Genomic DNA, 22,246 nt, shown 5'->3' on the forward strand with positions numbered 1-22,246 from the left:
GGGTCACGGGCGGCGGCACAAGGCCCGGCCGGACCGGCGGCCCAGCACACCCTCACCCAGCTCCCGCTGGGAGGTGCCCCCGCCGGACGACCGCGTCCGGCGCCCGCCCGCCCGCCGTCAGCCGACGGCCGTCGGCGCCGTCTCCCCCGTGAAGGCACGCCCCGTGAAGGTGCGCCACAGCTCGGCGTACCGCCCCTCGCGGGCCACCAACTCCTCGTGTGTACCGTCCTCGACGACCCGCCCGTGGTCCAGGACCACCACCCGGTCCGCACGGGCCGCGGTCGTCAGCCGGTGCGCGACGACCAGCGTGGTGCGCCTGCCCGCCAGGCGGTCCGTGGCCTGGTTCACCAGGGCCTCGGTGGCCAGGTCGAGCGCGGCCGTGGCCTCGTCGAGCAGCAGGATGTCCGGGTCGACCAGCTCGGCGCGGGCCAGCGCGATGAGCTGGCGCTGCCCCGCGGACAGATTGCGCCCGCGCTCGGTGACCTCGTGCAGATAGCCGCCGTCGAGCGAGGCCACCATGGCGTGGGCACCGACCGCCCGGGCCGCCGCCTCCACCTCGGCGTCGCTCGCGTCCGGGCGCCCGTACGCGATGGCGTCGCGCACCGTCCCGGGGAACAGATACGGCTCCTGCGGCACCACGCCCAGACGGTTGCGGTACGCGGTGAGGTCGAGCTCGCGCAGATCCGTGCCGTCCACCCGCACGGCCCCCGAGGAGGGGTCGTAGAACCGCGCGACCAGCTTGACGAGCGTGGACTTGCCCGCGCCCGTCTCGCCGACGAAGGCGACGGTCTGCCCGGCGGGGATCGTCAGATCGACGCCCGCCAGCGCCTCCACAGCGTCCTCACTGTTCTCACCGGCTTTCCCGTACCCGAAGCGCACCTTGTCGAAGGCCACCTCGCCGCGCAGCGCCCGCACCTCGCGCGGCGCCTTCGCGAGCGGGGTCCCCGTCGGCTCGCGCAGCAGCTCCTGGATGCGGCGCAGCGAGACGCTCGCCTGCTGGTAGCCGTCGAAGACCTGGGAGAGCTGCTGGACGGGCGCGAAGAACAGATCGATGTAGAGGAGGTAGGCGACCAGCGCGCCCGCCGTCAGCGTGCCCTCGCCGACCCGCCCGGCGCCGACGATCAGCACCAGCGCGGCCGCGACGGAGGACAGCAGCTGGACGAAGGGGAAGTACACCGAGATCAGCCACTGGCCGCGCACCCGCGCCCGGCGGTACGCGTCGCTGCGCCCCGCGAACCGCTCCCGGCCCGCCTGCCCGCGCCGGAAGGCCTGCACGATGCGCAGCCCGGCCACGCTCTCCTGCAGATCGGCGTTGACCACGCTGACCCGCTCGCGCGCCAGCTCGTACGCCTTGACGCTCTGGCGCCGGAAGAAGTACGTGCCGACGATCAGCAGCGGCAGCGAGGCGAACACCACCAGCGCCAGCTGGACGTCGATGATCAGCAGCGCGACCAGGATGCCGAAGAAGGTGAGCAGGCTGACGACGGCGGTGACCAGGCCGGTCTGCAGGAAGGTCGACAGCGCGTCCACGTCCGTGGTCATCCGGGTCATGATCTTGCCGGTCAGCTCGCGCTCGTAGTAGTCGAGGCCGAGCCGCTGCAGCTGGGCGAAGATCTTCACCCGCAGCGCGTACAGGACGCGCTCACCGGTCCGCCCGGTCATCCGCGTCTCGCCGATCTGCGCCGCCCACTGCGCGAGGACGATCACGAGCGCCAGCGCGGAGGCGGCCCACACCGCGCCCAGCGCCATCCGCTGGACGCCCTGGTCGATGCCGTGCCTGATGAGCACCGGCAGCAGCAGCCCGGCCAGCGCGTCGACCGCGACCAGCGCCAGGCTGACCGCGAGCGGCGCCCCGAACCCGCGCAGCAGCTGCCGCAGCCCGTACGCCCGCTCGGGGCGCGCGGCCCGCTCCTCGTCGACGTCGGGGGTGTCGGTGGCGGGCGGCAGCGCGGCGACCTTGGCCAGCAGCTCGGGGGTGGCGGGCATCCCGGCAAGCGCCCCGGCCATCCCGGGGCCGGGCGCGGCGGCGGCTCCGCCGGCGGTCCGGTCGCGGTCCATGCCGTCGCCGTCTGTCGTGGCGCGCCGCACCCACAGCTCGGGGGTCACGCCGTCGACGAGGCGCGGCGGCTTCGCGTCGTGTGGCACGCCGCCGTCCGGCCGGGCCTCGCCGTCGGGGGTGTCGCCGTCCACGGCGTGAGCGGCGACGGGAGCCGGACGCGGTCCGTCCGACTCGGCGGCGGCCCCGTTCTCGGCCCCGGCGCGGCCGTCCCTCCGCGCGAGGCTGCTGCTGATGACCGCGCGAGCCACGGCACGGTCCGCCCGGGCGGCCCAGGTCTCGGCCGTGACCGGGCGGTGGCCGTCGGCGGGCGGCGTGTCGGGCGCGCCGTCCAGCTCCGGCAGGGCGAGCCCGCTGGCCGACGCCTCCCCGCCGAAGGCCCCGGCGAACCCGTCCGCGCCGGAGCGACCCGCGCTGCCCGCCGGGTCGCGGGTGATACCGCTCAGCTCGTCCGGGTCGGTCAGCAGCCGCCGGTACAGGGCGCTGCGCTCGCTCAGCTCCTCGTGGGTGCCGACGTCGGCGAGGCGGCCGCGGTCGAGTACGGCGATGCGGTCGGCGAGGGCGAGGGTCGACAGGCGGTGGGCGATGAGCAGCGTCGTACGCCCCGCCATGACGCCGCGCAGCGCCTCGTGGATCTCGTGTTCGACGCGCGCGTCCACCGCCGAGGTGGCGTCGTCCAGGACGAGCAGCCGCGGGTCGGTGAGGATGGCGCGGGCCAGGGCGACGCGCTGGCGCTGGCCGCCGGAGAGGGTCAGGCCCTGCTCGCCGACTTCGGTGTCATAGCCGTCCGGGAGCGCGGAGATGAAGCCGTCGGCCTGGGCGGCGCGCGCCGCGGCGCGGATCTGCTCGTCGGTGGCGTCCGGCGCCCCGTAGGCGATGTTGGCGCGCACCGTGTCGGAGAACAGGAAGCTGTCCTCCGGCACCATCCCGATCGCGGCGCGCAGCGACTCGTACGTCAGCTCGCGCACATCGTGGCCGCCGACCCGCACCGCGCCCGCCGACACGTCGTAGAAGCGGGGCAGCAGCAGCGAGAGCGTCGACTTGCCGCTGCCGGAGGCGCCGACGACCGCGACCGTCTCGCCCGGTTCGATCCGCAGGGACAGGTCGTCGAGGACAGGGCGGGCGGGGTCGTAGCCGAAGGTGACATGGTCGAACTCGACCGTCGCGGGCGCGTCGGCCGGCAGCTCCCGCGCGTCGGCGCGCTCCTCGATGACGGGCTCGGTGTCGATCAGCTCGAAGACCCGCTCCACGCCGGCCCGCGCCTGCTGCCCGACCGTGAGCACCATCGTGAGCATCCGGACCGGCCCGACCAGCTGCGCGAGATAGGTGGAGAAGGCGACGAAGGTGCCGAGCGTGACCTGGCCGCGGGTGGCCATCCAGCCGCCCAGGGCCAGCATGGCGACCTGGCCCAGGGCGGGTACGGCCTGCAGGGCGGGGGTGTAGCGGGAGTTCAGGCGCACCGTCCGCAGCCGGGCGGCGAACAGCCGGCGGCTGACCTCGCGGAGCTTCCCGGTCTCCTGCTCCTCCTGCCCGAACCCCTTGACCACGCGCACACCGGTGACCGCCCCGTCCACGACGCCGGCGACGGCCGCCGCCTCCCCTTGCGCGTACCAGGTGGCGGGGAACAGGCGGGTGCGGCTGCGCGAGGCGAGGATCCACAGGGCGGGGGCGAGGGCGAGCGCGATGACGGTGAGCAGCGGCGAGAGCACCGCCATCACGATCAGCGAGATCACAAAGAGCAGAACGTTGCCGATCATCATCGGCGTCATGAACAGCAGCCCCTGGATGAGCTGCAGATCGCTGGTGGCCCGGCCGACGACCTGCCCAGTGCTCAGCTCGTCCTGCCGCCTGCCGTCGAACCGGGAGATCGCCGCGAACATCTCGGTGCGCAGATCGTGCTGTACGTCCAGCGCCAGCCGGCCGCCGTAGTAGCGCCTGATGAAGGTGAGCCCGTAGACGACGAGCGCGCCGACGACCAGCAGGGTGGCCCACGGGGTGAGCGAGCGGTCGTGCTCGACGATCACATCGTCGATGATCAGCTTGGTGACGAGCGGCACCAGCGCCGTCACGGCCATCCCGCCGAGCGAGGCGCCGAGGGCCAGAGTCACGTCACGGCGGTAACGCCAGCAGTAGCGGATCAGCCGCCGCGCCCAGCCGTCCTGCCGCGTCCCGCCCTGCCGTATGTCCGCCTCGTCCGCCATCGCGTCCGCCACCCGTGACCTCCCGGTCTGCCTGTACTACCGGAAGGCCACAACGCTCTGGTGTGCGGATTTCATCCAGCCGCAACAAATCCGTCGCGTGCCGGGGTGACCGCCGCGCACTGCTGGGCCGGCTCGACCGGGGGCAGCCGCGGAGGGGCGGCCGAGCACGTCGGTTAACATCGCCGCGTGGACACCTACTGGCACGCCGTAACCCCGCCGCCGTGCGCCTGATCGGGCGCACGCGCTGAAGGCTTGACCTCACTTCCGCTCCCGGCCGCCGCCACGCGCTGATCGCGCGGGCCGCCGGGGGCCGCTGTTGTGCGCCCGTTCTCGAATCCAGCCCTTTTGATGGTTTCGACAACGGAGTTCACGACTGTGGCTCAGCACACCCCTGCCTCATCCGGCGTGTCCCCTTCATCGGCGGCTTCCCCCGCGGCACGCCCGGCGCCGCTCCACCCGTCCCCGCACCCACGCCCGACCCGCCTCGTCGACGGCCCGCTGCCCATCCTCGCGGCGGCGGTGCTCTGGGGCACCACCGGAACCGCCGGTTCCATGGCCCCCTCGGGCACCCCGGCGGCCGCCGTCGGCGCCGCGAGCCTGGCCCTGGGCGGCCTGCTGCTGTTCTTCACCACGCGCGGCAGTTGGACACTCCTCACCTCGTCCACCGGCGCCGAGCGGCGGCTCCTCGCCCTCGGCGCGCTCGCGGTGGCCGGAAATCCGCTCAGCTTCTACCCGGCCGTGGAGCGTACGGGCGTGGCCGTGGCCGCTGCGATCGCGCTGGGCAGCGCGCCGGTCTTCACCGGTCTGCTGGCCTGGGCCACGGGGCAGGCCCGGCCGACCATGCGCTGGGCCGTCGCCACCCTGGCCGCGGTGACCGGCTGCGCCGTCCTGACCCTCGGCCCACAGCTCACCGGGGAGCCGGCCCACATGGACGCCGCCGGAATCGCGCTCGCCGCGCTCGCGGGGCTGTCGTACGCCACGTACTCGCTCATCGGCGGGCGCCTCATAGGCCGGGGGCACCCGTCCGCCGCGGTCATGGGCGCGATGTTCGGCGCGGCGGGGCTGCTGGTGCTGCCCGTCCTGCTCGCCACCGGCACGGCGTGGCTCGCCACCGTCCGCGGCGCCGCGGTGGCCCTCCACATCGGAGTGTTCCCCGTCTTCCTCGCCTACCGCCTCTTCGGCCACGGCCTGCGCCACACCCCGGCGTCGGTGGCCACCACCCTCACCCTGGCCGAGTCCGCGGTGGCGGCGGTGCTGGGCGTCACGGTCGTGGGCGAGCGGCTGCCGCTGGTGTCCTGGTGCGGGCTGGTGATCCTGGCCCTGGGCCTGGCACTGCTGGCCGCACCACGCCGACCGGGCCGCCCCGGCCCCGGCTGACGGCGGCCGGCCTCGGCTGACGGCGGCCGGCCCCGGTCCGGTTCCGCGGTGGGGGGGTACCCCCACCCCCACGTGGTGGCCAGCCGGATGGGCGGTGGCGGGCGCGTGCGGCGATCGTGTGTCCGCCGGGGACCGTCCCGGCGGACCACGTGAAGGAACAGGCAGGAGAGACAGTGACTCGTCCCATGGAACACGCCCTCGCACGCCGTACGCTGCTCGCCGCCGGCGCGACGGCGGCCGCCGCGGGAATCGGGTGGGGAGCCGCGGGGCCGGCCGTCGCCGGCGGGCGGGGGCGGCCGGTGGCGCAAGGGGCGGTGGACGCCGAGGTGGCGCGCCTGGAGTCCGCTCTGATCGAGCTGCGGCGCGACATCCACCAGCACCCCGAGGCGCCGGGGCAGGAGGCGCGGACCGCGGACGTGGTGGCCCGCGAGCTGCGGGCCGCGGGGCTGGCCGTCACCACCGGGGTGGGCGGCCACGGCGTCGTCGGCGTCCTGCGGGGCTCGCGGCCCGGCCGCACCGTCGCGTACCGGGCGGACATGGACGCGGTGCCGCCCGGCGACATCGTCGGGGGCGGCACCGCGGCGGCCCACCTGTGCGGCCACGACATCCACACCACGGTGGCCATCGGCGTGGCGCGGGTCCTGGCCCGGCTGCGGCGGAACCTCAGCGGAACGGTGGTGTTCCTCTTCCAGCCCGCCGAGGAGGCCCTGGCCGGGGCCCGCGCGATGATCGACGCGGGCGTGCTGGAGCGCACCCTCGTCGACACCCGCGTCGAGGAGATCCACGCGCTGCACTGCGGTCCGTTCCCGGTGGGCCGTCTCGCCGTGACCCCGGGATACGGGCTGCCGGGCCAGGACCGCGCGGAGGTGACCCTCTCGGGTCCGGACGCCCCCGGCGCCGCACGGCGCCTGGCCGCCGAGATCGGCGCGCTCGCCACGGTGACACCGCCGCAGACCCCCGCGGACCTGGAGCGGATGGTCGCCGATGTCCAGACGCCCGACGGGCCGCTGGCCCGGTTCGTGGCCGTCCGGGCCAGAGCGCAGGAGGCCAAGGTGAGCGTGTCCTACCGCTGTTGGCCGCAGGAGCGGTACGCGGAGGTCCGCGCGGACATCCGCCGGCTGGCCGGCTCGTACGCGGGGGCCGGGGTGAGCTTCCCCGCCGAGCCGTTCCCCGCCATGGTCTGCCCGGAACCGGACGCCCGTGCCCTCGCCCGCCACCTGAGCCGCACCCTCGGCGGGGACACGGTCACCGAGCTCCACGCCGCCTTCCCCTTCAACGGCGAGGACTTCGCCCTCTACCTGGACCGGGTCCCGGGCACCTACACCTTCCTCGGCGTCCGCGCCCCCGGCGCCCCCATCACCGCCTGCTACCCGCACTACCCCGACTTCCTCCCGGACGAGCGCGCGATCGGCATCGGCGTACGGGCGATGGCGGGCTGGGTCGCGAAGCGGACCCGCGCCTAGGCCCTGTCGTCAAAGTAGCGCCGTCCGCCCGCAGGGCGGGCCCCACGGCGTCTGGTGCGTGCGATCGCAAGGCGGAGGGTCGTCCTCGTAGTGGGCCTACTCGGACGATCCCGACAACGCAGCGAGCGCGCGTGCCAGGCGTCGTGGGGCAGGCGGGACTTTGACGACAGGGCCTAGGCACGGAACAGGCCCCTGGGCGACGGCGCCCGGGGGCTCGGCCGCGTGCCGCCGGGGTGGTGTGTCAGAGCTTGGCGAGCCGGTCGACCAGCAGCTCCACCCTCCGCTCGGCGTGCTCCGGCGGCAGCCGTCCCGCCCGGGTGAGGGTCGCCAGCCCGTGCAGGGCCGCCCAGAACGTCTCGGTGAACAGCCCCGGATGGACACCGTCCCCGGCGACCTCGCCCAGGCTCTCCAGCAGGGCGGCGAAGGCGTCCTTCAAAGGCTCCGGGGTGTCCTCCTGCGCGTACGCCAGGCCGCCGTCGAGCTGGAACAAGGCGTCGTAGACCGCCGGGTTGCGCTCGGCGAAGTCGAGGTAGGCGCGGGCGAGGGCGGCGACCCGGGCGCGGGGGCCGTCGGCGGCGGAGGTCGCGGCCCGTACCGCCGCGGCCATCTCGGTGGCACCTTCGAGGGCGACGGCGCCGATGATCTCGCGCTTGCCGCGGAAGTGGCTGTAGAGGACGGGCTGGCTGTATTCGATGCGCTCGGCGAGGCGGCGGGTGGTGACCGCGTCCCAGCCCTGCTGCTCGGCGAGCTCGCGGGCCGTCACCACGATGAGGCGTTCGCGCTCCGCCCGTTCGCGCTGCTTGCGTTCTTGTACCGACATGCTTCGATCCTAGCATCGCTAGACAAACGATCGGCAGTAGCACTAGCATTGCCTCATCAGCTAGCAACACTAGATGCCAGGAGCGTCGTCATCATGCTCAACGCACTCGAGGTCTTCACCACCGTGGTCGTCGGCCTGATGGTGGGGGTGGAGTTCTCCGTCGCCTTCGTCATGAACCCGATCTTCAACGCCCTCCCCGAGGACAGTGGCCAACTCGGCCGCGCCCACGGGGGCCGGATGCTCGGCGCCGTGATGCCGTTCTGGTACATCGGCTCGCTCGTCCTCGCCGTGGTCTGGGCCATCGCCGGATGGCACCACGACGGCGCCGGCCTCGTCGTCACCGCCGGCGTGCTGTTGATCCTCAGCGTGATCATGTCGCTCCTGCTGCTCGTCCCGATCAACAACCGGGGCAAGACCTGGACCCCCGAGAACCGGCCCGAGGACTGGAAGGAGCAGATGAACCGCTGGGACCGCTACCACTACGTCCGCGTCGCCATCATCATCGCCGCCTTCACCCTGCTCGTCGTCGCCCTCGCCTGAACCGGCGGGCCGACACCGCGCTGCTCAGACCCCACAACTCGCAAGGAGAAGAACCATGTCGCTGAAGAAGATCAACACCGTCCTGGCCGCCGCCTTCATCCTCTTCATCCTCTGGTTCGGGACGGAGTTCATCCTGAGCCCGGAGACGACGGCACCGGGCTTCGGCCTGCCGAGCTGGCCGTCCGGCGACGGCGGCGGTTTCCTGATCATCAAGGGAATCCGCGACGTCGTCATGGCCCTGGTCCTGGGCATCCTGCTGGTGACGGGCCACCGCCGGGCGCTGGGCTGGGTGCTGCTGGTGGAGGCCCTCGCCGCATACGGTGACATGGCCACCGTGCTGGCCCACCACGGCTCCGTGGCCACCGCGCTGGGCGTCCACTGCCTGACCGCGACACTGATGGTGGTCAACGGCCTGCTGATCATGCGCGAGACCCGCAACGTCGCGGCCGCTGCGGCAACGCCCGCCCCGCAGCCCGCCTGATCCCCTCGGTCCAAGGTGGCCCCGACTCTGACCGGGCCACCTTGGCGCGTGCCGGAATTCGCCTGTCAGGGCGCGCGTCCCGGGATCACCAGGCGTACGCCTCGGGGGCCGGGCCCCCAGGTCCTGGGAAGATCTCGTCCAGGCGCGCCAGGTCGTCCGCGCTGAGTCGGATGTCGAGGGCTTGCGCGGCATGTTCCAGGTGGCTGACAGTACGGGGGCCGGTGATCGGTCCCGTCACCCCGTCCTGGTGCAGCAGCCATGCGAGACCGACGTGGGCCGGATGGTGCCCCAGCTCATCGCAGAACGCCTCGTATGCCTCGACGCGCGGGCGGTTGGCGGTGAGGCGGCGCGCGGTGATCTCGGAGCCGGAGCCGCGGCCGTCGGTGGTTCGGCGCAGGATGCCGCCCAGGATGCCGCCGTACAGCGGTGACCAGGGGATGAATCCGAGTCCGTAGTCGCGGGCCGCGGGGAGCACCTCGAGTTCGGCGGTGCGCTCGGCCAGGTTGTACAGGGACTGCTCGCTGACCAGGCCGAGTGAAGGACGGCGCCGGGCAGCCTCGTTGGCCTGGGCGATGTGCCAGCCCGCGAAGTTCGACGAGCCGACGTAGAGCACCTTGCCTTGGGCGATGAGGGTGTCCATGGCCTGCCAGAACTCGTCCCACGGGGTGTGCCGGTCGATGTGGTGGGCTTGGTAGAGGTCGATGCGGTCCGTGCGGAGCCGGCGCAGTGAGTCCTCCACCTGCCGGCGGATGTGGAGAGCGGAGAGCCCGCTGGTGTTCGGGCCCTGGCCCATGGGTTCGTAGACCTTGGTGGCCAGGACGATGTCGTCCCGCCGGCCTGTCCTGGCCAGCCAGCGTCCTATGATCTGTTCGGTCCAGCCCTCGCCCAGCCGCCAGCCGTAGATGTTGGCGGTGTCGAAGAAGTTGACGCCAAGTTCCAGAGCGCGGTCCATGATGGCGTGGCTGTCTTCTTCGGAGGTGTCGGGCCCGAAGTTCATGGTGCCGAGCACCAGCCGGGAGACCTGCAGGCCGGTACGGCCGAGTTGGGTGTACTGCATGTCTCCGACGCTAAACTTTCACGTCAGTGGCAAGGTCCAGTCCTGCCGCTTGCTTGTGGTGAATACGAGACCGCGACACGCCGTGGCAACGGCGTGTCGGTGTCCCAAACCCACCACAAATCCAAGGCGCCCGAGCGGGCCGCTCAGTCCTGGTAGACCTTGTTGGTGCCCGGGCCGCCCGAGAGCGTGTCCGTGCCGGGGCCGCCGTGGATCGTGTCGTTTCCGCTGTTGCCGTAGATCGTGTCATTGCCCTCTTCGCCGTAGAGGATGTCGTCGCCCCGGCCGCCGTAGATGTGGTCGGCGTCGGAGAGGCCGTGGATCACGTCGTTCCCGTCCTCGCCGTACATGGTGTTCTCGGTGTCGTTGGTGCCTCCGGACATGGAGTCGTTGCCGGGACCGCCGTAGCAGTCCATCGCGCAGTTGGTGATGGTGTCGTCACCCGCATCGCCGTAGGGCCCCATGCTCCAGACACCGCCGCCGCCGTCGAGGCTGTCGTCGCCGTCGCCGCCGTGGAGCACATCCCGCGCGGAGCCCTTGAGCACGTCGTCGCCGGGGCCGCCGTAGATCGAGGAGTAGGCGCTGCTGTCGGCGTCGACCGTCGCGGTGTCGTCGCCGTCACCGAGGTTGACGTCGAAGTTGTCCGAGTCGTCGGAGCCGAGGGGGACTTCGGTCGCGCACCGCACGACGGTGTGGTCGGCGTCCGAGGGGTACGCGCACTCGTCGTAGTTCGCCGCGCCCGGATCGATGGTGATGTCACCCCGATCGCGGAAGGTGATGACGTAGTACGACTCCCACTCGCCCCGCTGTTCGACCTCCACGGAGACCTTGAGGTTGTTCGTCTGTCCGGTGGCGCCCTTGTACCAGAGCTCGCTGTCCTCGTGGACGACGGAGGCCGCGGTGGTGGTGGCGGCCTGGGCGGCGGGGGCCGCGATTAAGGCTCCCCCCAGGGCGAGCGCGAGCGTGGAGGTGGCGGCGATGATTCCGTGCTTGGGCATGCCAGAAGTGACCCTTCTCGGTACTCGATGGTGGTCAAGGCCGACGCACAACGGGAAGGCGTCGGCAAAGCGGTAGACACGGCTCTGGGGACGGGGGTTGTCCCAGAAACAGCACTTCCGTTGGCCTGGGCGCACATGTCATCCCGGGGTTTCCTGGCGTTCTTCTGGAGGGCACCGAAGGGCAACTCCGCGGACTGATCCAGTGGTTGAGGTATGACCTGGCCTCGCCGATGCCACCGGGCTGAGGCCGCGTCATCGCCCGCTCAGGCCGCCTTCAGGCCGCGTATCCGGGTGCGGCTCGCTGCGCTGCGCTTCGCGGGTGCGGATACGCTCCGCTGCGTGGTGGGCTTCGCTACGCTTCGCCGTGCCTGTGCGCCGTCTCGCGGCATTCGGCTCGGGCGGGTGCGGGTTTCGTCTCGGACCCTCCGGGTCCAAAGCGCAGGCAAGAAGGGGGAAGGGGGGCGGCTGGCCCGGTGTCCCGATTCCTTGGCCCGGCAGGCGGCTGAGCTCAAAGAGGCTCCGCCGCAGCGGAGCCTGTCCTGAGCCCAACCACCCACCGGGCCGCGGAACCCCGCCAGTACTGCTCGCTGGTCATCTGCATGCACGGGCAGCAACGTCCCAGACGAACCGTCTCGCCTGGCCCGTCAGTTCGGCCTCGGCATCGCGCAGGCGGCGGCGATGGCGGCGGTGTCCCAGTAGAAGGGGTGGACCTCGGCGATCCGCCCGTCTTTGAAGGCCACCGTCTGCAGGATGGGAAAGGCGAGTTCCCGGCCGCTCGCACGAGTGCGAGCACGGACCTGGGTGAACACCACCGCAGTCTCACCCGTGGCCAGGAACTCCTGCTCCACCATGTCGAACACGTCCCAAGTCCGGCTCATCTCCACGAAGAACCGCTCCATGCCCGCATGTCCACGCCAGGTGCCGCCGTAGGGCAAGGCATCGGCCTGGTGCAGTACGACATCGGGCGCGAAGAAGGGCGCGAGCATGTCGAACGGCGCCTCACCCGGGCCTCCGGCCGCCAGGTACTCCGCCTCGGCCGCGTACATGCCGGTGAGGATGGCCATCGAGTCTGTCGTCGAGGAATCTGTCGAGGCATTCGTCGCTGAATCAGTCATGCCGCCAGCATGATCGCCTCCGTAGGCGCATGCTGGCGGCATTCGGACCTCGCTGTGCACATGCCTTACGCGGCCACCGGCGCCCGCTCGTCGAGCAGCCCCTCGCCGCGCAGATCGGTCCACACCCCGTCCGGGATCTCGGCCCCGAACGACTCGAGGTTGCTCCGCACCTCCTCGGCGGTGCGCATGCCGACCACGATGCCCGCGACGACCGGATGGAGCAGCGGGAACGCCATCGCCACCTGCGGAAGCGTCACGCCGTGTGCCTCGCAGACATCCGCGATGCGGTGGGTCCGCCGCAGCAGTTCCTGGGAGGCGGGCGCGTACTCGAAGTGCGCGCCCTCGGCGGGGCGCGGGGTGGCGAGCAGACCCGAGTTGAAGATCGACGCCGCGAGTACGGAGACGCCGCGCTCGGCGCAGGCGGGCAACAGGTCGTCGAGGGCGCCGTGCTGCAGGAGGGTGTAGTGGCCGGACAGCATCACCGCGTCCACGTCGGCCTCTTGGACCAGCTTGGTGAGCATGCCGGTGTGGTACATCCCGGCCCCGATCGCGCCCACGACGCCCTCGGCGCGCAGCTCGTCGAGGGCGGGGTAGCCGGTGCGCAGGGCGTCCTCGAAGTGCTTCTCCGCGTCGTGGAGGAAGAGCATGTCGATGCGGTCGACGCCCATGCGCGTGAGGGAGTCCTCGACGCTGCGGCGGACGCCGTCGCGGGAGAAGTCCCACACCCGGCGGTGCGTCGCGGGCACCTGGAACGCCTCGTCCATGCGCCCCGCCGGGTCCTGCGGGACGAGCAGCCGGCCGACCTTCGTCGACAGCGTGAACTCGTCGCGCGGCTTGGTGCGGAGGAGGTCGCCGATGCGGCGCTCGGAGTGTCCGATGCCGTAGTGCGGCGAGGTGTCGAAGTACCGGATGCCCAGGTCCCACCCCGCGGCCAGCGCGCCCGCGGCGGTCTCGTCGTCCAGCGCCTCGAACAACCCACCCAGCGGCCCGCCCCCGAACCCCAGCTCCGTGACCTGTACCGTGCTGCGGCCGAGCCGGTTCGTCCTCATCCCGCGGGTCCTCCTCGTGTCACGGCACTGATGCGCGGCAAGTTTGCCCTGGGGGTGGCGGGGCGCCAACCGGTTTTCGGAGCCGGATGATTCAGGCGGTGAGGTGGTCGAAGTGGCCTGCCTTCACGGCGGCCGTGAACTGCCCGCTGACCGCATACTGATCGCCATGACCTCGCTCCCGCCCTGGGTCGACGACCTGTTCTCGTTCCCCACGCCGCCCGCGCTCGCCACGTTGATCGACATCGCCTGGGAGTATGCGTTCACCGACGAGGGTGAGTACGACGACGGTCTTCTGTCGACCCACTACGACTTCATGTTCGACCTCGAGGCCGTCCCTTCCGCGCCCGACGGCCGGGAGTACGCCTATCCGGGCCCGTCACGGCTCCCGCCGACCGTGCCCCTGTACGCCACGCCCGAACTGATTCCGTTCGGCCATCTGGGCACCGGCACCCACGTGGGGTGGGTGGTGCCGGCGCCGGAGCTCAGGGGCGCCGATCATCCGGTGGCGCTGTTCGGCGACGAGCCCGGAGCGCGCGTCATCGGCCGGGACACCCGGGCCGGCCTGGAGTTCATGCTCTCGCTCGGCCTTCGCAGGCAGAACCTGGACGACGCCGACCGTGCCCTGATCGCCCGGCTGGCCGCCGAACTCGACGTCCACCCCACTCCCGAGACGGGCGTCACCCCCGACGGCTTCGACGCGGTGGTCCCCCTCGACCTCGCCGTCCCGGCCGGGTGGCGTCATGAGCCCGGCGCGTACGGCATCGGGGTGCTGGCGCCGGCCGACGCGTTCGACGACCGGGGCCCCGCGTATGGTCACGGGCTTGAGGACGTTCTCGCCGACGCCACGGGGTTGTTGGACGCGGGCCGGCCGGCCGCCGCCCTGCTGGGCCTCACCGACGCCTTCCACGACAACTCCGAGTGGTTCACGGAGCTGCGCCCCCTGTGGGCCCGCGCCTACCGCGACCTCGGCCGCCCGTACTACGCCGAGCGGCTGGACCTGATGCTCCCGATGTACCCGGGGCAGTGAACTGCCATGGGATCGGGAAGGGGGACCCCGTTCGGTGGGCCACTCCGGAGGCCGGCTGAGGTCAGAGCGGGGCGCCGCCGAACCCGATCTCGTTTCCGTCCGGGTCCTGGTAGGTGACCTTGCGCACGCCATTGGAGTAGGTCTCGCGAGTCATGGGCTTCAGTCCCCGGTCAGCGATCCCGGCGACGCGGGTGTCGAGATCGTCGACGAAGACGGTGTGCAGGGCGTGGCCGGCGTGCCCGGGCCGGTGCTCGATGTACAGGTACCGGTGTTCCGCCAGCTCCCACACGGCCTCCGTGTCGTTGGGGATGAACGTCGGCGCTGAGCCGAGCAGCCGCTCGTACCAGGCCAGCGCCGCCGCATAGTCGTTCACGGGAATGCCCGCGAACAGGTCAACCGCCATGCCGCCATGGTAGGTCCCGCGATGGCCCGCATCCCGGCCCAGCTCGCACACCCCGCCGTCACATGGACGGCTGAGGCGGCTCCGGCGGCTGGGGCGGCGCAGGCGGCTGGGCGGGGCTCGACGGGACGGGGGGCAGCGTCCTCCGCAGCCAGTCACGATTCCGGTCGTCGAGCTTCAGGTGCCACTGGACGAAGCCGCACCAGGCACAGACGAAGGCCGAGAACTCGGCCCGCCTCGCCTTGAAGAAGGTACCGGGCTTGCAGATGCTGAACCGCCCGGAACCGGAGATGTAGATCTCCGATTGGTAGATCTCTTCGCTTCCGCAAGAAGCACACCGGCCGTACTTGAGGTCCTCGATCACCATACGGCCGACGTTATTTCCTGCCACCGCCGGGGCGCACCCCGCCCCCTGAGGCCCCTCAGGCGCCGTCAGGCCTCACGCGCGTCCCGCCGCGATCTGGCGGGCCATGATCGTGGTGAGCTCGTACGCCGTGTGGGAGGCGGCGACGGAGGTGATCTCCGCGTGGTCGTACGCCGGGGCGACCTCGACGACGTCGGCGGAGACCAGGTGGCAGGAGGACAGGCCGCGCAGGATCTCCAGGAGCTCGCGGGAGGTGAGGCCGCCCGCTTCGGGGGTGCCGGTGCCGGGGGCGTGGGCGGGGTCGAGGACGTCGATGTCGATGGAGATGTAGAGGGGGCGGTCGCCGACGCGTTCGCGCAGCTGCTGGGCGACCTCGTCCACGCCGCGCCGCATGACGTCGGCGGAGGTGACGATGCCGAAGCCCATCTTGGCGTCGTCGTCCAGGTCCTGCTTTCCGTAGAGCGGGCCGCGCGTTCCGACGTGGGAGAGGGCGGAGGTGTCGAGGATGCCTTCCTCGACGGCCCGCCGGAAGGGTGTGCCGTGGGTGTACTCGGCGCCGAAGTAGGTGTCCCAGGTGTCGAGGTGGGCGTCGAAGTGGAGCAGGGCGACCGGGCCGTGCCTGCGGGCGACGGCGCGCAGCAGGGGCAGGGCGATGGTGTGGTCGCCGCCGAGGGTCATCAGGCGGGCGCCGGTGGTGAGCAGGTCGTCGGCGGCGGCCTGGATGGTCTCGACGGCCTCGTCGATGTTGAAGGGGTTGGCGGCGATGTCCCCCGCGTCGGCGACCTGGGCGAGGGCGAAGGGGGACGCGTCCTGGGCCGGGTTGTAGGGGCGCAGCAGGCGGGACGCCTCGCGGATGGCGTTGCCGCCGAAGCGGGCGCCGGGGCGGTAGGAGACCCCGCTGTCGAAGGGCACGCCGACCACGGCGACGTCCGCCGCGCCGCCGACCTCGTCGACGCGCGGCAGCCGGGCGAAGGTCGCGGGGCCCGCGTAGCGGGGGATGCGGGAGGAGTCGACGGGGCCGAGGGGGCGGCGGTCTGCTGTGGTCATGGCTCCGAGGGTAGGCAGGACGGGCATCCCGGCCCATGTACGTTTCCGAGGGCCACGGCCGCCCCTTTTGGACGCCACGTCCATGTCGCGTCTGCTGGGAGACGCCCCCATCCCGGCGACGCACGTGCTAGCGTGTTATCAGTTGCAGTTTTGGTACCCATGAACTTTATGTGCGCCTGACGAGATGTAGCGATCAGGCGCATTTGTTTTTTCCGGTCATTCCGGATGGGGTCATTGCGGCGACGCGGAATCCGTAAGGTTCGGATTCCGGTTCTGCCCCTATCAAAGGAGAATGACATGGCGACCGGCACCGTGAAGTGGTTCAACGCGGAAAAGGGCTTCGGCTTCATCGAGCAGGACGGCGGCGGCGCCGACGTCTTCGCCCACTACTCGAACATCGCCACCCAGGGCTTCCGCGAGCTCCACGAGGGCCAGAAGGTCTCGTTCGACGTCACGCAGGGCCAGAAGGGCCCGCAGGCCGAGAACATCGTGCCCGTCTGACACAGCACGCAGTCATGAGCCGGGGCCCGCGCCCGTAGGGGTGCGGGCCCCGGCGCGCGCCTGGCCGCACCCGCCCCACGCGGGCTGACCGCCGCACCGGCGCCTTCGCGGCCGGACTCGGCACCGGCTCCTTCGCGGCCGGACTCGAGGACGGCGGCATTCACCCACGGCCGAGGACCGATCGACGCCTCGGTACACGGCCCCGTCATTCACCCGCTCTCCGGCACGTTCCGCGCATTCTCGCCCCCGGGAACCTCCCCGCTGAGGAGTCCTCCTCGAAACGCGCCGTACGAGGAAGGCCCCGCATGAACCGCCCCGCCCGCTCGTCCCGCGGCGCCTCACCGCGCTCCCGCAATCGCCGCCCGTCCCCCGTTCCCGCCCCCGCCCCGGCCCCCGCCGACGGGAACGAATTCGCCCTGCCGCCGAGCACCACTCCCCTCCTGCCCGCCGTCGGCTCCTTCGCCGAGCTCGACCTGCCTGCGGGGCTCACCGCGGAGCTGGCGCGCCAGGGCGTGACCGTACCCTTTCCGATCCAGGCGGCCGCCCTTCCCAACGCGCTCGCCGGCCGCGATGTCCTGGGCCGTGGGCGGACCGGCTCCGGCAAGACCCTGGCCTTCGGCCTGGCCCTGCTGGCCCGTACCGCCGGGCAGCGCGCCGAGCCCCGCCGCCCGCTCGCCCTGGTGCTGGTCCCCACCCGGGAGCTGGCCCAGCAGGTCACCGACGCGCTCACCCCTTACGCCCGGCCGCTGCGGCTGCGGCTGGCCACCGTGGTCGGCGGTATGTCGATCGGCCGCCAGGCGGGCGCGCTGCGCGACGGCGCCGAGGTGGTCGTCGCGACTCCGGGGCGGCTCCACGATCTGATAGAACGCGGCGACTGCCGGCTGGACCAGGTGCGCGTCACGGTTCTCGACGAGGCCGACCAGATGGCCGACATGGGCTTTCTCCCCCAGGTGACCCGGCTGCTGCGGCAGGTTCCGGCCGACGGCCAGCGCATGCTGTTCTCGGCGACCCTCGACCATGCGGTCGGCCAGTTGGTGCGCCGGTTCCTCGACGACCCGACCGTGCACTCGGTCGACGCCTCCGCGGGCGCCGTCACCACGATGGAGCACCATGTGCTGCACATCGCGGACACCGACAAGCGCACCCTTGTCACCCGGGTCGCGGCCCGCGACGGCCGCGTCATCATGTTCCTGGACACCAAGCGCGGGGTCGACCGGCTGACCAAGCATCTGCTGGCCAGTGGCGTGCGGGCGGCGGCGCTGCACGGCGGCAAGTCCCAGCCGCAGCGCACCCGGACTCTGGACTACTTCAAGACCGGCCATGTCAGCGTGCTGGTCGCCACGAATGTCGCCGCCCGGGGCATCCACGTCGACGACCTCGATCTCGTCGTCAATGTCGACCCGCCGGCCGACCACAAGGATTACCTGCACCGCGGCGGCCGCACCGCCCGCGCGGGTGGCTCCGGCACCGTCGTCACCCTCGTCCTGCCCGACCAGCGCCGTGCGATGGCCGGTGTGATGACGGACGCGGGCATCACTCCGCACTCCGCCCGGGTGCACTCCAGCGACACCGAGCTGGCCCGTATCACCGGCGCTCAAGAGCCCTCCGGCGTCCCCGTCACCATCGGCGCACCGGCTACCGAACAGACAGCCCCCGGCGCCGCCGGGCCCCGCCGGGGGCGAAGCCGCCGCCGCGGCCGCCGGACGCGTAGGTCCCAGCCGGGGCTGGCTTCATGATCCTGTCAGGGTCCGGACCGTAATGGATGCCCCCATTTCCTCGCGGCACAGGCGACAATGGACCGCATGCCGATACCCAGCTCCGCGCCCAGCCGGGCCGAACTGATCGACCACCTCGTCCGTACCCGCATCGCCGGCGACGTCGCCACGCCCCGGGACAACAACCTCTCCCACTACCGCAAGCTCGCGAACGGCGACCGGCACTACTGGCTGGGCCTGGAACTGGGCGACCGCTGGGCCGATGAACAGGACGTGCTGGCGGTCATGGCGGAGCGCTGCGGCGTGGTGGACGACCCGGAGCACCGCGTCGGGCAGGACACCATCGACCCGGAGCTGACGGTCGGGGCGCTGGACCGGATGGCCTCGGTGCTGCGCAAGGCGGCCGAGGCGCGGGAGCGGGTGCTGTTCGCGACCGGGCACCCGGGCGGGCTGCTGGATGTGCACCGCTTCACGGCGGCGGCGCTGCGGGCCGCGGGGTGCGAGATCGTGGAGATCCCGGGCGGGCTGACGGCGGACGAGGGGTACGTCTTCCAGTTCTGCGACGTGGCGATGCTGGAGCGCGGCGCGACGCTGTGGCACACCCACTCCCCCGCGCCCATGGCCGCGATCCTGGACGGTCTGGAGCGGGAGGGGCGGCCGCTGCCCGATCTGGTGGTCGCCGACCACGGCTGGGCGGGGTGCGCGGGGCAGCGGGGCATCGACGCGGTGGGGTACGCGGACTGCAACGACCCGGCGCTGTTCCTCGGTGAGGCGGAGGGCACGCTGCAGGTGGTGGTACCGCTGGACGACCATGTCACCAACCCGCGGTTCTACGACCCGATGGTCGCCTACCTGCTGGACGCGGCGGAGCTCACGGCCCCGCCCTCCTGACGCGAGCCGGCCGCTCTCCCACAAGCGGCCGCGCTACGCGCGTCAGGCCTCAGGGCGTCAGGCATCAGGCGGCATCAGGCGTCAGACATCAGGACGGCTTCGCGGCGCGCGGGACACGCATGACGCCTTCCTGGATCACGGAGACCGCCAGCTGCCCGTCCGCCGTGAAGATACGGCCCTTGGCCAGCCCCCGGCCGCCGGACGCGGACGGGCTCTCCTGGTCGTACAGCAGCCACTCGTCCGCGCGGAACGGGCGGTGGAACCACATGGCGTGGTCCAGGCTGGCGCCGACGATGTCGCCGACCGCCCAGCCGCCGCGCCCGTGGGCGAGGAGCACCGAGTCCAGCAGCGTCATGTCGGAGACATAGGTGACCAGGCAGACGTGCGTGAGGGGGTCGTCGGCGGCGCCGTCCAGTTTGCCGTTCGTCCGGAACCAAACCTGCGACTTCGGCTCACGCGGCTGCCCGACGCTCGCGTACGGCGGCGCGTCCACGTAGCGCAGATCGATCGCGGCCCGCGCCTCCAGCATCCGCTCGACCACGCTCGGGCCGCTGAACAGGTGCGCGTACCGGGGCAGCAGTTCCTCGCCGGTCGGCAGGGAGAGCGGATCGGGCACGGAGGGCATCGGCTCCTGGTGCTCCAGGCCCTCCTCATGGCGCTGGAAGGACGCCGAGAGGTGGAAAATCGGCTGGCCGTGCTGGACCGCCACGACCCGGCGGGTGGTGAAGGAGAAGCCGTCGCGGATGCGGTCGACGGTGTAGACGATGGGCGCGTTCGGGTCGCCGGGGCGCAGGAAGTAGGAGTGCAGCGAGTGCGCCGGGCGGTCGGCCGGGACGGTACGGCCGGCGGCGACCAGGGCCTGGGCGGCGACCTGGCCGCCGAAGACGCGCGGCACCAGGGGTGCCGCGCTGCTGGTGCCTCGGAAGATGTCCAGGTCTATCTGTTCCAGGTCGAGCAGATCGAGCAGGTTCTGCAGCGCGCCGTGCGGTGCGTCCTGTGGTGCGCCTTGCGGTGCGCCTTGTGGTGCTTCGCTCATGGTTCAAGGAGTTTTGCAGACCAAGGCGGCGCGGGTCTCCCGGGTCTCACAGGCCCATGGACTTCGCGATGATGGACCGCATGACCTCGCTGGTGCCGCCGTAGATGCGGGTGACGCGGGTGTCCGCGTACAGGCGGGCGATGGGGTACTCCATCATGTAGCCGTAGCCGCCGTGCAGCTGCAGGCACTTGTCGATCACGACGGCCGCGCGCTCGGTGGTGAAGAGCTTCGCGGAGGCCGCGTCGGCCGCGCTGAGCTCGCCCGCGTCGTGTGCCTCCAGGGCCCGGTCGACAACCGCCTGCATCGCGTCCACCTCGGACTTGCAGTCGGCGAGCGCGAACTTGGTGTTCTGGAAGGACGCCACCGTCTTGCCGAAGATCGTACGGTCCGCCACATACGCCTTGGCGAACTCGACGGCCGCCGCGGCCTGCGCGTACGCGCTGACGGCGATGCCCAGGCGCTCCTGCGGGAGGTTGTGGGTGAGGTATTCGAACGCCCGGCCCTCCTCGCCCAGCAGGTCCTCCACCGGCACCTTGACGTCGGTGAAGGACAGCTCGGCGGTGTCGGAGGTCTTCAGGCCCAGCTTCTCCAGCTTGCGGCCGACCGCGTAGCCCTCGCTCCTGGTGTCGACGACGAGGATGGATATGCCGCCGCGGCGGTCCTCGGGGGTGGCGGGGGCGGTGCGGGCGCAGACCAGGACGCGGTCGGCGAGGACGCCGCCGGTGATGAAGGTCTTGGCGCCGTTGAGGACGTAGTGCGTGCCGTCCTCGGACAGCTTGGCGGTGGTCTTCATGCCCGCCAGGTCGGAACCGGTGCCCGGTTCGGTCATGGCGATCGCGGTCATCATGTCGCCGGAGACGAACGGGGGCAGCCAGCGCCGCTTCTGCTCCTCGGTGGCGTACTTGAGGAGGTACGGCAGGCACAGCGCGGTGTGTACGCCGCTGCCGCCGAAGCTGACCCCGGCCCGGGCGGTCTCCTCGGTGATGATCGCGTTGAACTTGAAGCTGGTCTCTCCGGCACCGCCGTACTCCTCAGGCACCTCGATGCCGAAGATGCCCAGCTCGCCGAGTTTCTTGTAGAACTCGCGCGGCGCCTGGCCGGCCTCCCGCCACTCCTCGTAGTACGGCACGACCTCGGCGGCGATGAAGTCGCGGATGGTCTCCCGGAACGCCTCGTGGTCCTCATTGAACACCGTGCGACGCATCTGCGGCGACCTCCTCGGTCCGGCTGGCTAAGCGCTTGCTCAGCGAAAGCTACCGGCCGGTCGGCCGGCTGTCCAGACCCGTCCGTCCCGGCCCGGAAGGCGACCCGGAAGGTGACCCGGACGCGCGCGGCTCAGACCTCGGGCCGGGCCTCGGACCCCTCGCCCGGCGCGGCGCCGTCCGCCGCCGCACCGAAGGCGCCGAGCGCCAGGCGGTGCAGCAGTTCGGCGGTGGCCGCGCGGCCGGGGAGGGCGCCGGGGCGGCTGAGGTGCGGGGTGGAGTTGAGCAGTCCGAAGACGGCGTGGACACACGCCCGCGCCTCGGTCTCGGCGAGCTGGGGATGGACCTCGCGCACCACCTGGACCCACAGCTCGACGTACTGGCGCTGGAGCGAGCGCACCAGCTTGCGGTCGGTGTCCCGGAGCCGGTCCAGCTCGCGGTCGTGGAGGATGATCAGCGGGCGGTCGTCGAGGGCGAAGTCGATATGGCCCCGGACCAGGGAGTCCAGCACGGCGGCCGGGTCGCGCTCGCGCCCCGAGGCCTCGGCGGCGCGCTGCTTGCCGCCCGTCAGGAGCCGGCCGCTGATGCCGACGAGCAGCTCCGCCAGCATGGCCTCCTTGCCCGGGAAGTGGCGGTAGAGACCGGGCCCGCTGATGCCGACCGCCGCGCCTATCTCGTCGACGCCGACGCCGTGGAAGCCGCGCTCGGCGAACAGGCGCGCCGCCTCCTTCAGGATCTGTTCGCGGCGGGTGGGGGCAGGGGCTTGCGTGCTCATGGACTTGATTCTAGACAGCGGCGTTAGTGGTCGTTAACCTGGTGGGGATTGGTTAACGCTCATTAACCACGCTCGAGCGCAGCACCACGAGGCAGTCAGAACCACGAGGCAGTCAGGACCGCGAGGCAAGGGGG

At 72.0% G+C, this 22,246-nt stretch carries 20 protein-coding genes; 8 read left to right on the forward strand and 12 right to left on the reverse strand.

Features of this window, described 5'->3' with window-relative positions; genetic code table 11:
- Nucleotides 1-117: 117 nt before the first annotated feature.
- Nucleotides 118-4,257, reverse strand: a complete 4,140-nt coding sequence (locus ACFZDL_RS21855; protein ID WP_353594149.1) for an ABC transporter ATP-binding protein — start codon at nt 4,255-4,257, stop codon at nt 118-120.
- 405 nt (nt 4,258-4,662) lie between these two features.
- Between ACFZDL_RS21855 and ACFZDL_RS21860 the strand changes: the two genes are divergently transcribed.
- Both ACFZDL_RS21860 and ACFZDL_RS21865 read left to right on the forward strand, forming a co-directional pair.
- Nucleotides 4,663-5,634: a DMT family transporter gene (locus ACFZDL_RS21860; protein WP_353594028.1), complete on the forward strand. Its 972-nt coding sequence runs from the start codon at nt 4,663-4,665 to the stop codon at nt 5,632-5,634.
- A gap of 185 nt (nt 5,635-5,819) precedes the next feature.
- Nucleotides 5,820-7,097, forward strand: coding sequence for an amidohydrolase (locus ACFZDL_RS21865; RefSeq protein WP_353594148.1), 1,278 nt, complete (start codon nt 5,820-5,822; stop codon nt 7,095-7,097).
- 241 nt (nt 7,098-7,338) lie between these two features.
- On the opposite strand, the gene ACFZDL_RS21870 is transcribed toward ACFZDL_RS21865, so the two are convergent.
- Nucleotides 7,339-7,917 carry a WHG domain-containing protein gene (locus ACFZDL_RS21870; protein ID WP_391191938.1) on the reverse strand — a complete coding sequence of 193 codons (579 nt, stop codon included), beginning with the start codon at nt 7,915-7,917 and terminating at the stop codon, nt 7,339-7,341.
- A gap of 93 nt (nt 7,918-8,010) precedes the next feature.
- Between ACFZDL_RS21870 and ACFZDL_RS21875 the strand changes: the two genes are divergently transcribed.
- Complete coding sequence (locus ACFZDL_RS21875; RefSeq protein ID WP_353593587.1) at nt 8,011-8,457, forward strand: DUF1772 domain-containing protein; 447 nt, start codon at nt 8,011-8,013, stop codon at nt 8,455-8,457.
- Between the two features lie 55 nt (nt 8,458-8,512).
- Nucleotides 8,513-8,938 carry a DUF4267 domain-containing protein gene (locus tag ACFZDL_RS21880; RefSeq protein WP_353593588.1) on the forward strand — a complete coding sequence of 142 codons (426 nt, stop codon included), beginning with the start codon at nt 8,513-8,515 and terminating at the stop codon, nt 8,936-8,938.
- An 85-nt stretch (nt 8,939-9,023) separates the two neighbouring features.
- Here ACFZDL_RS21880 and ACFZDL_RS21885 read toward each other — a convergent pair whose 3' ends face one another.
- The 4 genes from ACFZDL_RS21885 to ACFZDL_RS21900 all read right to left on the reverse strand — a co-directional run bounded on the left by ACFZDL_RS21885 (nt 9,024) and on the right by ACFZDL_RS21900 (nt 13,154).
- Nucleotides 9,024-9,995: an aldo/keto reductase gene (locus ACFZDL_RS21885; RefSeq protein WP_353593589.1), complete on the reverse strand. Its 972-nt coding sequence runs from the start codon at nt 9,993-9,995 to the stop codon at nt 9,024-9,026.
- 143 nt (nt 9,996-10,138) lie between these two features.
- A complete protein-coding gene (locus tag ACFZDL_RS21890; protein ID WP_353593590.1) occupies nt 10,139-10,990 on the reverse strand; it encodes a calcium-binding protein in 852 nt (283 codons plus the stop codon).
- A 644-nt stretch (nt 10,991-11,634) separates the two neighbouring features.
- Nucleotides 11,635-12,105: a nuclear transport factor 2 family protein gene (locus ACFZDL_RS21895; RefSeq protein ID WP_353593591.1), complete on the reverse strand. Its 471-nt coding sequence runs from the start codon at nt 12,103-12,105 to the stop codon at nt 11,635-11,637.
- Nucleotides 12,106-12,170: 65 nt separating this feature from the next.
- Nucleotides 12,171-13,154 (reverse strand): aldo/keto reductase, encoded by a 984-nt coding sequence (locus ACFZDL_RS21900; RefSeq protein ID WP_353593592.1) that lies wholly within the window; start codon nt 13,152-13,154, stop codon nt 12,171-12,173.
- A gap of 166 nt (nt 13,155-13,320) precedes the next feature.
- Here ACFZDL_RS21900 and ACFZDL_RS21905 point away from each other — a divergent pair, with 166 nt between their 5' ends.
- Nucleotides 13,321-14,181 (forward strand): hypothetical protein, encoded by an 861-nt coding sequence (locus ACFZDL_RS21905; protein WP_353593593.1) that lies wholly within the window; start codon nt 13,321-13,323, stop codon nt 14,179-14,181.
- Between the two features lie 61 nt (nt 14,182-14,242).
- Here ACFZDL_RS21905 and ACFZDL_RS21910 read toward each other — a convergent pair whose 3' ends face one another.
- The 3 genes from ACFZDL_RS21910 to speB form a co-directional block, all read right to left on the reverse strand.
- Nucleotides 14,243-14,584, reverse strand: coding sequence for a VOC family protein (locus ACFZDL_RS21910; protein WP_353593594.1), 342 nt, complete (start codon nt 14,582-14,584; stop codon nt 14,243-14,245).
- 58 nt (nt 14,585-14,642) lie between these two features.
- Complete coding sequence (locus tag ACFZDL_RS21915; protein WP_353593595.1) at nt 14,643-14,948, reverse strand: hypothetical protein; 306 nt, start codon at nt 14,946-14,948, stop codon at nt 14,643-14,645.
- 72 nt (nt 14,949-15,020) lie between these two features.
- Nucleotides 15,021-15,992: an agmatinase gene (gene speB / locus ACFZDL_RS21920; protein ID WP_353593596.1), complete on the reverse strand. Its 972-nt coding sequence runs from the start codon at nt 15,990-15,992 to the stop codon at nt 15,021-15,023.
- Between the two features lie 297 nt (nt 15,993-16,289).
- On the opposite strand from speB, the gene ACFZDL_RS21925 reads away from it, so the two are divergent.
- From ACFZDL_RS21925 to ACFZDL_RS21935, 3 genes are all read left to right on the forward strand, one after another.
- Nucleotides 16,290-16,493 carry a cold-shock protein gene (locus ACFZDL_RS21925; protein ID WP_353593597.1) on the forward strand — a complete coding sequence of 68 codons (204 nt, stop codon included), beginning with the start codon at nt 16,290-16,292 and terminating at the stop codon, nt 16,491-16,493.
- 305 nt (nt 16,494-16,798) lie between these two features.
- Complete coding sequence (locus ACFZDL_RS21930) at nt 16,799-18,229, forward strand: DEAD/DEAH box helicase (protein WP_353593598.1); 1,431 nt, start codon at nt 16,799-16,801, stop codon at nt 18,227-18,229.
- Nucleotides 18,230-18,295: 66 nt separating this feature from the next.
- A complete protein-coding gene (locus ACFZDL_RS21935; RefSeq protein WP_353593599.1) occupies nt 18,296-19,099 on the forward strand; it encodes a phosphatase in 804 nt (267 codons plus the stop codon).
- Nucleotides 19,100-19,187: 88 nt separating this feature from the next.
- Here the strand turns inward: ACFZDL_RS21935 and ACFZDL_RS21940 are convergent, their stop codons facing one another.
- The 3 genes from ACFZDL_RS21940 to ACFZDL_RS21950 form a co-directional block, all read right to left on the reverse strand.
- Nucleotides 19,188-20,135 (reverse strand): acyl-CoA thioesterase II, encoded by a 948-nt coding sequence (locus ACFZDL_RS21940; RefSeq protein ID WP_353593600.1) that lies wholly within the window; start codon nt 20,133-20,135, stop codon nt 19,188-19,190.
- Between the two features lie 46 nt (nt 20,136-20,181).
- Nucleotides 20,182-21,339 carry an acyl-CoA dehydrogenase family protein gene (locus ACFZDL_RS21945; RefSeq protein ID WP_353593601.1) on the reverse strand — a complete coding sequence of 386 codons (1,158 nt, stop codon included), beginning with the start codon at nt 21,337-21,339 and terminating at the stop codon, nt 20,182-20,184.
- Nucleotides 21,340-21,470: 131 nt separating this feature from the next.
- Nucleotides 21,471-22,112, reverse strand: a complete 642-nt coding sequence (locus ACFZDL_RS21950) for a TetR/AcrR family transcriptional regulator (RefSeq protein ID WP_353593602.1) — start codon at nt 22,110-22,112, stop codon at nt 21,471-21,473.
- Nucleotides 22,113-22,246: the final 134 nt, after the last annotated feature.

The organism is Streptomyces sp. NPDC007917, assembly GCF_042959105.1.
Taxonomy (GTDB): domain Bacteria; phylum Actinomycetota; class Actinomycetes; order Streptomycetales; family Streptomycetaceae; genus Streptomyces.